The following is an 11833-nucleotide window of genomic DNA, read 5'->3' as shown; positions in this document are numbered from 1 at the left end:
GGCCGGGACACGCCCGGCCATGACGGATGGGGCACGGCCGATCCGGACGAACCCGGGCGCGACGGATGGGGCACGGCCGATCCGGACGAGCCCGGCCATGACGGATGGGGCACGGCCGATCCGGACGAACCCGGGCGCGGCGGGTGGGGCACAGCCGATCGGATCAACTCCGGCCGCGACGGGCGACCGGTTTCCAAATCATGGGGACGTGGTTCACCGTGATGGGATCGGGCGGATCACCCCGGACAGCACCTTCCTGCTGACCTTCGATCATCCGGCGCGGGGGTTGGCTACGTCGGGACGAGCTTGCAAGGGGCGTGGGGGGCGGAGTTTTTCGTTCGGGATCGCGGATTCCGTCAGTATCCTGGGTCGGACCGCCGCCCGGGCGGATGCGGCGGCCACCATCGTCGGCAATGCCGTCGACTTGCCTGGCCATCCCGCGATCGACCGCCGCGCCGCCAGCGAGATCGATCCGGCGAGCGACCTGGGCGACCGGCCGGTGACCTTCGATGTCGGGCCGTTGGATGGCGCTGCGATCGAGATGGCCCTCGACGGCGGCGAAACGATGGCGGATATGTTGCTCCGGGACGGGCTGATCGAGGGGGCTGTCCTGGCCTTGCGCAAGCGCTTTCGGGTTCTTAACCCCTCGTGTCTGGAGGCCGCATGATCCGCAAGCTGCTTACCGTCGTCGAGGATACGCTCCAGGAAGCCAACCAGGTCGTCAGGCCGCCGACCCGCAAGGCCGCTGCCATCGCGGTGATCTGGAATCCGTATGTGGATCGTCAGTCGGACGATCTGTCCGAACTTGTGGAAATCGGCGAACAGCTTGGCGCCCTGCTGGGCGAACGCGCGGTCGCCGCCCTGGGCATCGCGCCGGGGGATGTGCAGAGCTACGGCAAGGCCGCCATCGTCGGAGCGGACGGCGAACTGGAGCACGCCGCCGCGGTGCTGCATCCGAAGCTGGGGGCGCCGCTGCGCCGAGCGGTCGGGGGCGGTGCGGCGCTGGTGCCCAGCGCCAAGAAGCGCGGCGGCTTGGGGGCGGCCATCGACGTGCCGCTGGGTCACAAGGACGCCGCCTTCGTGCGCAGCCATTTCGATGCGATGGAGATCCGCGTGCCGGACGCGCCGCGGCGGGATGAGATCGTGGTCGCCGTGGTGGTGACCGACAGCGGCCGTCCGCTGCCCCGTATCGGCGGCCTGACCGTGGCGCAGATCGAAGGCAAGGATGGGTTGCGGTAGGATGCTTCCCGGCCCGTCATGGCGGGTGAGAACCTGCCATCGCAAATTGGATAGTCGTGCCCTATCCCAATCAGGAGATAGAAACAAATGAAACTGTACCGCCGGACGTTCCTCGCTTCCGCCGCCACCGTCGCAGCACCTTCGATCGTGCGGGCGCAAGGCGACGCACCGATCCGCATCGGTGAAATCAATTCCTACACCGCCGTTCCGGCGTTTACCGTGCCCTATCGCAACGGTTGGCAGCTTGCGGTCGAGCATGTGAATGCCGCCGGCGGTGTCCTGGGCCGCAAGATCGAGGTCGTCAGCCGCGACGATGCCGGCAAGCCGGCCGATGCGATCCGCCTCGCCGGGGAACTTGTGAACGACCAGAAAGTCGACCTGCTGGCCGGCGGCTTCCTGTCCAATGTCGGCCTGGCGATCAGCGATTTTGCTCGGCAGGACAGGAAGTTGTTCGTCGCGGGGGAGCCGCTGACCGATGCGCTGGTCTGGGACAAGGGCAATCGTTACACCTATCGCCTGCGTCCATCCACCTACATGCAGGCGGCGATGCTGATCGACGACGCGGTCAAGCTGCAGGCGAAACGGTGGGTGACCGTCGCGCCGAACTATGAATACGGCCAGTCGGCGGTGAAATGGTTCAAGCTGCTGCTGGCGGCGAAACAACCGGGCGTGGAATTCGTCGGCGAGCAATGGCCGGCGCTGGGCAAGATCGATGCCGGCGCGACGGTCGCCGCCCTGGCGGAGAACAAGCCCGATGCCATCTACAACGTCACCTTCGGCGCCGACCTGACGAATTTCGTCCGCCAGGGCAACACGCGCGGCCTGTTCGAGGGGAAAGGCGTCGTTTCGGTGCTGACGGGCGAACCAGAATACCTCGATCCGCTGGGTAACGAGACGCCGACGGGTTGGATCGTGACCGGATATCCGGTCAACAGCGTCAGCGATCCGGCCAACAAGGCGTTCATTGATGCGTATATGGCGAAATACAAGGAGCAGCCGAAGATGGGATCGGTGGTCGGCTACGCGCTGATCAACGCCATTGTTGCGGGCATCAAGAAGACCGGATCGGTTGACTCCGAGAAGATGGCCGATGGGTTTGCCGGCAGCAGCTTCGCCACGCCGTTCGGTTCGGCAGACTGGCGGGCGATCGATCACCAAAGCACGTTAGGCACCTATGTCGGGAAAACCGCGCTGAAGGACGGCAAACCGGTGATGGTCGATTGGCACTACGTCAGCGGTGCCGACGCGCTGCCGTCCGATGCCGAGGTGAAGAAGATGCGTCCCGCCTGAACGTGGGATTCGTCCTCGTCCAGTTCCTGACGGGATTGGCCAGTGCGTCCTCGCTGTTCCTGGTCGCCGCCGGACTGACGGTGATCTTCGGCGTGACGCGGGTGGTCAATTTTGCGCATGGCTCGCTGTATATGCTGGGGGCTTACCTCGGCTGGACCATCCTGTCGCGGCTGCCGGGTGGTCCGGCGTGGTTCGCGGGCGGGGTGGTGCTGGCCGGGTTGGGTATCGCGGCGGTTGGGGTGCTGATCGAGGTTTTATTACTTCAGCGGATATATAAGGCACCGGAGCTGCTGCAATTGCTGGCGACGTTCGGCGTGGTGCTGGTGGTGCAGGACCTGGTGCTGAAGCTGTGGGGCCCCAACGACCTGACGTTGTCCCGGCCGCCCTGGATGCGCAGTTTCGTGCAGATCGCCGGTGAGCGGATGCCGTTCTACGACCTGCTGATGATCGGCATCGGCCCGCTGGTGCTGCTGGCGCTGTGGCTGCTGTTCACCCGCACACGTTGGGGCACGCTGGTGCGGGCGGCGACTCAGGATCGCGAGATGGTCGCCGCGCTGGGGGTCGATCAGCGGCTGTTGTTCACCACGGTGTTCGCGCTGGGGGCCGGGTTGGCCGGGATCGGCGGCGCGCTGGCATTGCCTGACGGATCGGCCAACGGGCAGATGGACCTGACCGCCATTACCGACGCCTTCGTGGTGGTTGTGGTCGGCGGTCTCGGCAGCCTGCCGGGCGCCTATCTGGCTAGCCTGCTGATCGCGCTGCTGCAGGCGTTCGGGATCGTGCTGTTGCCGAAGATCACGCTGGTGCTGGTGTTCGTCGTTATGGCGGTGGTGCTGGTGGTGCGGCCGAACGGGCTGCTCGGGCGCAAGCTGACCTTGGCGCGCGGTGAGGCAAACACGCTGGCCCTGGTCCGCCCCGCCGAACCGGCATTGCGTTGGCTGGGTGTCGCGGCGTTGCTGCTGGCCGTGTGGGCGCCGTGGTTCGTCGGGCCGTTCGCGCTGTCCGTCATGACGGAAATGCTGGTCGCGATGCTGTTCGCAGCGTCTTTGCACGTGATGATGGGACCGGGTGGGATGCCGAGTTTCGGTCATGCCGCGTGGTTCGGCCTGGGTGCCTATGGCGCGGCGTTCGCGGTGAAAGGGCTGGCGTTGTCGATGCCGGCGGCGCTGGTAGTGGCGCCGTTCGGCGCGGCGCTGGCGGCGTTGGTGTTCGGCGGCTTCGTGGTGCGGCTGTCAGGCGTCTATCTGGCGATGCTGACCTTGGCGTTTGCGCAGATTGTCTGGGCGGTGATGTTCCAGGCGGTGTCGGTCACCGGTGGCGACAACGGAATCCTGGGTGTGTGGCCCGCGGGCTGGGCGAGCAATCCGCGGGTGTTCTATTGGCTGACACTGGCGATTTGCGTCGCCTGTGTGCTGGTGTTGCGGCGGGCGCTGTACGCGCCGTTCGGCTACGCATTGCGGGCCACCCGGGATTCGGCGCTGCGGGCGGAGGCGATCGGGCTGAACGCCGGGTCGTTGCGGCTGGTGGCATTGGTCATCGCCGGCGCGGCGGCGGGGCTGGCCGGCGGGTTGGCCGCGTTCAGCAAGGGCAGCGTGTTTCCGACGTATATCTCGATCGACCGGTCGGTCGATGCATTGGTGATGGTGCTGCTGGGCGGGGTGCAGAGCATGGCCGGGCCGGTTGTCGGGGCACTCGCCTATACGGGTTTGTTCGACATGCTGCTGATGGTCACCGATCTGTGGCGGCTGGTGCTGGGACTGTCGATCATCGCGTTGGTGCTGGTGTTTCCGCAGGGCATCGCCGGAACGACCTATCGGCTTTGGCTGCGCGGGCGGGAGGCGTGACCATCCTGAACGTTGCCGGCATCAGCAAGAGCTTTGGCGGCGTGCGCGCGGTGGCCGATGTGTCGTTCAGCGTGGCGGCGGGTGAGATGCTGGCGCTGATCGGACCGAATGGCGCGGGGAAATCGACCTGCTTCAACATGCTGAACGGGCAGACCGCACCGGATAGCGGACGCGTTACGTTGCAGGGGCGTGACATCACCGGGTTGTCGCCGCGCCGCATCTGGCGGCTGGGGGTGGGGCGGACGTTTCAGATCACCGCCACGTTCGCCTCCATGACCGTGCGGGAGAATGTGCAGGTGGCGCTGCTGGCGCATCACCGGCGGGTCTGGCGATTCCTGCGGCCGGCGTTTGCCTGGTTCGGAGCCGAGGCGGACGGGTTGCTGGCGCAGGTCGGCATGGCGGAGCAGGCATCACGCGCGGCGGGCGTGCTGGCTTATGGCGATCTGAAGCGGCTGGAACTGGCGATCGCGCTGGCCAACGCCCCTGCCCTGCTGCTGATGGACGAACCGACCGCGGGGATGGCGCCGTCGGAGCGGGTGGCGCTGATGCGGCTGGCTCGCGACCTGGCGTCGCAGCGGGGGATCGCCGTGTTGTTCACAGAGCACGACATGGATGTGGTGTTCGGGGTGGCCGACCGGATCCTGGTGCTCAATCGTGGGGAGCTGATCGCGGAGGGTGATGGACCAGCGATCCGATCCGATGCGCGCGTGCGGGCGGTCTATCTGGGGTCGGGCGCGACCAGTGGCGGCCACTGATGCTGAACGTTGATGACCTGCACAGCTACTATGGACGCGCGCACATCTTGCAGGGTGCCTCCTTCGCGTTGCCAGCCGGCGAGGTCATGGTGCTGCTCGGGCGTAACGGTGCGGGCAAAAGCACCACCATGAAGTCGCTGATCGGGATCGTTCGGCCGGCGCGTGGGCGTATCGACTTCGCCGGCGTCGATATCGCGGGGTGGGAGCCGCATCGTATCGCCAGGGCCGGGTTGGGCTATGTGCCGGAGGAGCGTCGTGTCTTCACCGATCTGACCGTGCTGGAGAATTTGGAGGTTGGACGGCAGCCGGCGCGGGACGGCCGGCCGGCCTGGACGGAGGAGCGGCTGTTCGCGCTGTTCCCGAACCTGGGACGGATGCGCACACGGGCGGGTGGGCGCATGAGCGGGGGCGAACAGCAGATGCTGACCATCGCGCGCACGCTGATGGGCAATCCGCGGCTGCTGTTGCTGGACGAACCGAGCGAGGGGTTGGCTCCGGTGATTGTGGAGGAGATGGCGGGGGCGATTTTGGCGCTGAAACAGGAAGGCGTAACCGTTCTGCTGGCGGAGCAAAACCTGCACTTCGCCGCCCGTGTCGCGGACAGGGCGGCGGTGATCGAAAAGGGGCGGATCGTGTGGACCGGGACGATGGCGGCGCTGCACGCGGATGAGGCGGTTCGGACGGCCTATCTGGCGGTGTAGGGCGCCCTGGTGGCCGGCTTATGGCGAACCGGCTTTCACGCCCTGCAACTGGCGAAGCGGATTAAGCGGGGCGAGAGGCAGCAGTTCGAAGCTCATGAGATGGGCTTGGCCCAGGGGCAGTTTTTCGAGCATCTCGTGGGCCGTTGCAGGATCAGTGACGTTTAATATGAATACCACGCCGTTGCGCCCCTGAAGTGAGAACCACTGGTCGATCTTGCCATCCAGATAGAGCTTCACGGCCTCGCGGACTTCCGTGGGCAGGATTGATCGTACTGAAGCCGGATCGACACCGGGATTTAGGGTTCCGATGGCAAGGATCCGGGTGGTGGGCGTCGGTGGAGTTGTGGGCTGGGCGTGTCCGGCGCTGGCACTCATCAGGCAGATGATCAGCGCGAGGGTGGAAGCGAGCGTGGCTTTCATTTTGTCCTCTACTCTTGTTCGTGATCGATGGTCGGAGAGGTCTCGGCGCCGTGGGCGGTCGAAGCTCTGCCGCGGTACAGTCCGTGTTGGTGGTCCTGATTCCAACGCGGCGAATCGTCGCTTCGAGGGAAGCGGGTCGTAGTTTCGCGACCTTGGGAATGCAGGTCGAGTGTCGTGTTCAATGGCGGCCGGCATAAGCGCCGGCAGCCCCACCTTTGATGAAGGCAGGGAAAGGCAATACCCTGCCGGTTGCGGCGTTTTACCGCGGAGCCTCGACGATCCATGCCCTCCCGACCGCTGACCGGCCTGCGAATCATCGACCTGACCCAGGTCTTTGCGGGCCCGTATTGTTCCTATCTGCTGGGGCTGCTGGGCGCCGAGGTCATCAAGGTCGAACTGCCCGGCGGCGAGTGGTCTCGCACCCAGGGACCGCCTGGCGCCGCGCGGGATGCCGGCCTGGCGGCGGGTTTCGCCACGCAGGCGGCGGGCAAGCGGATGCTGGCGGTGGATATCCGGACGCCCCAGGGGTCGGCCATCCTGCGCGACCTGCTGCGCACCGCCGATGTGTTCGTGGAGAACCTGACGCCCGGCACCATATCCCGGCTGGGCTTCGATGAAGATTCGTTGCGGGCGCTGAACCCAAGGCTGGTGTTCGTTTCGATCAGCGGTTTCGGTCAGACCGGGCCGTTCGCCGCGTGGCCGGCGTTCGATCATATCATCCAGGCGGTGTCGGGGTTGATGTCGGTGACTGGCACCAAGGAGGCCGCGCCGTTGCGGGTCGGCCCGCCGGTGGTGGATTACGCGACCGGGGCCTATGCCGCCTTCGCGGTGATGGCGGCGTTGGCGCAGCGGGCCGTGGATGGTGGGTTTCAGCGTGTGGACTTGTCGATGTGGGACTGTGCCCAGGCGCTGATGAGTTCGACGATCTCGGCGCATCTGAATGCCGGGGTGACGCCTCGGCCGGAGGGAAATGTGGCGGCGAGCGGCAGTCCGTCGTCTGGGGTGTTCGATACGGCGGACGGCAAACTGGCGCTGGCCGCGAATTTCGAGCCGCAATACCGACGGCTGTGTGTCGCGCTCGGGCGGGGGGACCTGCTGACCGATCCGCGCTTCGCCGAACGCGCAACGCGGCTGGTTCATGCGGATGCGCTGCGCACGGAACTGTCCACGACATTCGCCGCAAGGCCGGCCGCCGCGTGGGAGGCCCTGTTGATGACCGCCGATGTGCCCGCCGGCCGCGTCCGAACGATCCCGGAGGCCGTCGCCGAACCGCACACGACGGCTCGGGGTGTATGGCAGGCGGTAGCGCCGGGGGAGAGCATGGCGATGACGCTGCCAGGATTGCCGTTCCGCCTGAACGGGTCCGTCACGGGCCCGTCGGCGATGCCGGGCGGGGTGGGAACCGATACCGACGCCGTGCTGCTGGCCTTGGGCCGGACGGTGGCAGAGATCGAGACACTACGGCGGGACGGCGTGGTGGGGTGATCGGGGCCGTTTTGGCTTACCGGTTCATTCCTCGGACCGCCTCCACCACCGCCTTCGTCACGTCCTTCGTTGTCGCCGTCCCACCCAGGTCCGGCGACAGGATGCCGGCGGCGCACACCTGCTCCACCGCCCGCATAAGCAGATCCGCGGCCGGCTTCTCGCCCAAATGTTCCAGCATCATCGCCCCGGTCCAGAACGTCGCCACCGGATTGGCGATGCCCTTGCCGGTGATGTCGAAGGCGCTGCCGTGGATCGGCTCGAACATGGACGGGCTGCGCCGTTCCGGGTCGATATTGCCGGTCGGCGCGATCCCCAGTGACCCGGCCAGCGCTGCCGCCAGGTCGGACAGGATATCAGCGTGCAGGTTGGTCGCCACGACCGTATCGATCGTCTTGGGCTTGCGCACCATCCGCATCGTCATCGCATCCACAAGTTCCTTGTCCCAGGTCACGTCCTTGTAGTCGTGCGAGACCAGGGTCGCGATCTCATCCCAGAACACCATGCCGTGGCGCTGCGCGTTCGATTTCGTCACCACGGTCAGGTGCTTGCGGGGACGGGAACGGGCGATGTCGAAGGCGAAGCGCATGATGCGTTCGACACCGCGGCGGGTAAAAATCGCTGTCTCCGTCGCGACTTCCTCCGGCAGGCCGCGATGGGTGCGACCGCCTTGGCCTGCATACTCGCCCTCGGAGTTTTCCCGCACGATCACCCAGTCCAGATCGCCGGTACCGACGTCACGCAGCGGCGAGGTGACGCCGGGCAGGATGCGGGTGGGACGGACGTTGGCGTATTGGTCGAAGCCCTGGCAGATCTGCAGGCGCAGGCCCCAGAGCGAGATATGGTCGGGGATGTTCGGATCGCCCACGGCGCCGAAATAGATCGCGTCCGCCGTGCGCAGCCAGGCCAGGCCGTCGGCGGGCATGAATTCGCCGTGCTTGCGGTACCAATTTGAGCCCCAGCCGTAGTGATCGACGTTCAGCTTGAACCCGCCATCGCGTGCGGCGACCGCCTCCAGCACTTCCAAGCCGGCGTCGATGACCTCTGGGCCAATGCCGTCGGCGGGGACGGAGGCGATGCGATAGCTGCGGGTCATGGAACGGCTCCCTGTTGTCGTGGGGGCCGTTCGTAGCGCGTGTCGGCGGTGGAACCAACCCCGCGCGCCCGATCGCGTTCGGACGCGACCGGGTGCGATTGGATGCTAGACCCGCTCGATCAGCGCGGCGATGCCCTGGCCGACGCCGATGCACATCGTGGCAATCGCGCGCTTGGCACCGAGCGTCTCCATCGCGTTGACGGCAGTCAGGGCGAGGCGGGCGCCGGACATGCCCAGCGGGTGGCCGAGGGCGATGGCGCCGCCATGCGGGTTCACGTGTTCGGAGTCCTCGGACAGGCCGAGTTGGCGCAGGACGGCGATGCCCTGGCTGGCGAAGGCCTCGTTCAGCTCGATGATGTCGATGTCGTTGATCGACAGGCCGGTCTTGGCCAGCAGGCGTTGCACCGCCGGGGCGGGGCCGATGCCCATGATCCGCGGCGGGACGCCGGCGGTGGCCATGGCGACGACGCGGGCACGCGGGGTCAGGCCGTGGCGCTTGGCGCCTTCCTCGGACGCAAGGATCAGCGCGGCAGACCCATCGTTGACGCCGGAGGCGTTGCCGGCGGTCACCGTGCCCGGATCGCGGAACGGAGTCCTCAGCTTCGCCAGCATTTCCAGCGTGGTGTCGGGGCGGAGGTGCTCGTCGTGCTCCACCACGGTGTCGCCCTTGCGGCCCTTGATGGTGACTGGGGTGATCTCCTTGGCGAAGAACCCGCTGTCCTGGGCCTTCTTGGCACGCTGCTGGCTGGCGTAGGCGAACTTGTCCTGGTCGGCGCGGGAGATCTGGAATTCCTCGGCCACGTTCTCGCCGGTTTCCGGCATGGAGTCGGTGCCGTACGCCTTCTGCATCAGTTTGTTGACGAAGCGCCAGCCGATGGTGGTGTCGTAGATCTCCGCCGACCGGGAGAAGGACTCGGTCGCCTTTCCCATGACGAACGGTGCCCGGGTCATGCTTTCCACGCCGCCGGCCAGCATCAGATGGGCATCGCCGGACTTGATGGCGCGCGCGGCGGTGCCGACGGCGTCCAGGCCCGATCCGCACAGGCGGTTGATGGTGGACCCGGGAACCGAGGCGGGTAGGCCGGCCAGCAGCACGGCCATGCGGGCGACGTTGCGGTTGTCCTCACCGGCCTGGTTGGCGCAGCCGAAAATGCTGTCGTCCAGCGCGTCCCAGTCGATGCCGGGGTTACGGGCGGCCAGCGCTCGTATTGGGTGGGCGGCGAGGTCGTCGGTGCGGACGTCCCTCAGCGCACCGGCATAACGGCCGATCGGGGAGCGGGTGTAGTCGCAAATGTATGCTTCGGCCATGGACGAGGTTCCCCCTGGGTTTGTTGGATCGCGAGACGTCGGGCTGGATGTGTAGACCGTCATGAACCGCCGCACCAGATCGGGGGCGGTTGGCCTTCGATTCCGAACGGGGTTAACTGGACGCCATTCGATCGGAGGGAACGAACATGCTGGATATGACGGGAAAAGTGGCGATCGTCGCGGGGGCGGGGTCTGTCGGCCCGACCGGGGCCAAGATCTGGGGCAACGGCAAGGCGACGGCGATCCTGCTGGCCCGTCAGGGCGCATCGGTGTTCCTGCTGGACATCAACGAAGAGGCGATGGCCGAGACTAAATCCATCATCGAGGCCGAAGGCGGCACCTGCGCCACCCATCGCTGCGACATGATGATCGCCGCCGATGTGCGGGAGATGGTGCAGGGCTGCCTCGACCGGTTCAAGCGGATCGATATCCTGGTCAACAATGTCGGCGGGTCAGCGCCCGGCGATCCGGTCGCGATGGACGAAGAGGTCTGGGACCGGCAGATCGACTTCAATCTGAAAACCGCGTTCCTCGGCTGCAAATATGTGATCCCGGTGATGCTTGGGCAGGGTAAGGGGGCGATCGTCAATATCGCCTCGGTGGCGGGCATGCGGAACGACTTCCTCAGCGGGCGGTCGCACGTGGGCTACAGTGCGTCGAAGGCCGGAGTGATCCAGCTTTCGCGGTCGGTGGCGGGGACCTACGCGAAGCAGGGCATCCGGGTGAACACCGTGGTGCCGGGCCTGATGCACACGCCGCTGGTGGAGTATCGCCTGGCGCGCACCGTCGGCGGGAACGACCCGCAGAAGCTGATCGACGCGCGCAACGCGGCGGTGCCGATGGGCCATATGGGCGATTCCTGGGATGTGGCACATGCGGTGCTGTTCCTGGCGTCGGATGAGGCCCGCTTCATCACCGCGACCGAAATCGTCGTCGACGGCGGCAGCACCGCGGCGATGCCGTGAATATTCATTGGAAAAATTCGCTGAAAGCCCTATCTGACTAGTCTGGTCAGTAAGGATTTGTTACGATGTTCCCGGTACAACCGCCTCGGGATCAACGATCCGCCGATGCGGCCCTTGATCCTGGGGCCGCATCCTGGAAGCTGGAAGACGCGAAGGCGAGGTTCAGCGAAGTGGTCAAATTGGCGGAGCGCGGAACGCCCCAGCATGTCAGCGTGCGCGGCCGCCCGGCGGTGGTGATCCTGTCGGCGGCCGACTATGCGCGTCTGGCGCCTGCCGCGACCCGGCCTACCTTGGCCAGCCTGTTCGCGGACAGCCCATTCGCGCATCTGGACAACTTCGACGATGTCCTGGTCCGTGAGCGTTCGCCGGTGCGTGACGCGCCTGTCTTTGAGCCGTGACCACCGCGCGTGGCTGGCTGATCGATACCAACGTGGTGTCGGAATTGCGGAAGGGTGCGCGCTGCGCCCCCGGAGTCCGGGATTGGGCAACGCGCGTGCCGCCGGTCGCGTGCTACCTTAGCCGTCTTAGTGTCGCCGAAATCCGCTTCGGGATCGAACGTGCGCCTAACCCGGAATTTCGCGCCGAACTGGAGGCGTGGCTACGGGACGGTCTGCTGCCATGGTTCGGTGAGCGGATCCTGGAGGTCGGCGAGCGTACCTTGCTGCGATGGCGCTGGCTGGTGTGGGAGGGGCAGAAGGCCAACTACACATTTTCACAGCCGGACGCCCTGCTG

At 66.4% G+C, this 11833-nt stretch carries 13 protein-coding genes and 1 pseudogene; 11 read left to right on the top strand and 3 right to left on the bottom strand.

Annotated features, from left to right (window positions below):
- From GSQ89_RS38610 to GSQ89_RS21605, 7 genes are all read left to right on the top strand, one after another.
- The coding region (locus GSQ89_RS38610) for a hypothetical protein (protein WP_216856308.1) at window positions 1-222 on the top strand (222 nt) is incomplete at its 5' end.
- Entirely contained in the window at window positions 209-667 is a 459-nt protein-coding gene (locus tag GSQ89_RS21630) for a hypothetical protein (protein WP_216856307.1), read from the top strand. The genes GSQ89_RS38610 and GSQ89_RS21630, both read left to right, overlap by 14 nt.
- On the top strand, window positions 664-1239 hold the full coding sequence (locus GSQ89_RS21625) for an amino acid synthesis family protein (RefSeq protein WP_158929086.1): 576 nt from the start codon (window positions 664-666) through the stop codon (window positions 1237-1239). Before GSQ89_RS21630 ends, GSQ89_RS21625 begins: the two co-directional genes overlap by 4 nt.
- Before the next feature lie 87 nt (window positions 1240-1326).
- Window positions 1327-2529: an ABC transporter substrate-binding protein gene (locus GSQ89_RS21620; protein ID WP_158929084.1), complete on the top strand. Its 1203-nt coding sequence runs from the start codon at window positions 1327-1329 to the stop codon at window positions 2527-2529.
- 2 nt (window positions 2530-2531) lie between these two features.
- Window positions 2532-4373, top strand: a complete 1842-nt coding sequence (locus GSQ89_RS21615) for an ABC transporter permease (RefSeq protein WP_158929082.1) — start codon at window positions 2532-2534, stop codon at window positions 4371-4373.
- Window positions 4370-5128: an ABC transporter ATP-binding protein gene (locus GSQ89_RS21610; protein ID WP_158929080.1), complete on the top strand. Its 759-nt coding sequence runs from the start codon at window positions 4370-4372 to the stop codon at window positions 5126-5128. The genes GSQ89_RS21615 and GSQ89_RS21610 overlap by 4 nt, the downstream gene beginning before the upstream one ends.
- Window positions 5128-5829 carry an ABC transporter ATP-binding protein gene (locus GSQ89_RS21605; RefSeq protein ID WP_158929078.1) on the top strand — a complete coding sequence of 234 codons (702 nt, stop codon included), beginning with the start codon at window positions 5128-5130 and terminating at the stop codon, window positions 5827-5829. The genes GSQ89_RS21610 and GSQ89_RS21605 overlap by 1 nt, the downstream gene beginning before the upstream one ends.
- 18 nt (window positions 5830-5847) lie before the next feature.
- On the opposite strand, the gene GSQ89_RS21600 is transcribed toward GSQ89_RS21605, so the two are convergent.
- Complete coding sequence (locus GSQ89_RS21600) at window positions 5848-6249, bottom strand: muconolactone Delta-isomerase family protein (protein ID WP_158929076.1); 402 nt, start codon at window positions 6247-6249, stop codon at window positions 5848-5850.
- Window positions 6250-6531: 282 nt separating this feature from the next.
- On the opposite strand from GSQ89_RS21600, the gene GSQ89_RS21595 reads away from it, so the two are divergent.
- A complete protein-coding gene (locus GSQ89_RS21595; protein ID WP_158929074.1) occupies window positions 6532-7734 on the top strand; it encodes a CaiB/BaiF CoA-transferase family protein in 1203 nt (400 codons plus the stop codon).
- Window positions 7735-7750: 16 nt separating this feature from the next.
- Here GSQ89_RS21595 and GSQ89_RS21590 read toward each other — a convergent pair whose 3' ends face one another.
- Both GSQ89_RS21590 and pcaF read right to left on the bottom strand, forming a co-directional pair.
- On the bottom strand, window positions 7751-8827 hold the full coding sequence (locus GSQ89_RS21590) for a tartrate dehydrogenase (RefSeq protein ID WP_158929072.1): 1077 nt from the start codon (window positions 8825-8827) through the stop codon (window positions 7751-7753).
- Window positions 8828-8932: 105 nt separating this feature from the next.
- Window positions 8933-10135 (bottom strand): 3-oxoadipyl-CoA thiolase, encoded by a 1203-nt coding sequence (gene pcaF / locus GSQ89_RS21585; RefSeq protein ID WP_158929070.1) that lies wholly within the window; start codon window positions 10133-10135, stop codon window positions 8933-8935.
- 146 nt (window positions 10136-10281) lie between these two features.
- Between pcaF and GSQ89_RS21580 the strand changes: the two genes are divergently transcribed.
- The 3 genes and pseudogenes from GSQ89_RS21580 to GSQ89_RS21570 all read left to right on the top strand — a co-directional run.
- Entirely contained in the window at window positions 10282-11100 is an 819-nt protein-coding gene (locus GSQ89_RS21580; RefSeq protein ID WP_254073306.1) for an SDR family NAD(P)-dependent oxidoreductase, read from the top strand.
- Window positions 11101-11165: 65 nt separating this feature from the next.
- Window positions 11166-11498 (top strand): type II toxin-antitoxin system Phd/YefM family antitoxin, encoded by a 333-nt coding sequence (locus GSQ89_RS21575; RefSeq protein WP_158929068.1) that lies wholly within the window; start codon window positions 11166-11168, stop codon window positions 11496-11498.
- Window positions 11495-11833: pseudogene (locus tag GSQ89_RS21570) on the top strand (hypothetical protein); the annotation flags it as partial. The gene GSQ89_RS21575 and the pseudogene GSQ89_RS21570, both read left to right, overlap by 4 nt.

Source organism: Acidisphaera sp. S103, assembly GCF_009765975.1.
Lineage (GTDB): Bacteria > Pseudomonadota > Alphaproteobacteria > Acetobacterales > Acetobacteraceae > Rhodopila.
The sequence above is the reverse complement of the archived record's forward strand: the minus strand, read 5'-3'. Positions and strand labels throughout refer to the sequence as shown.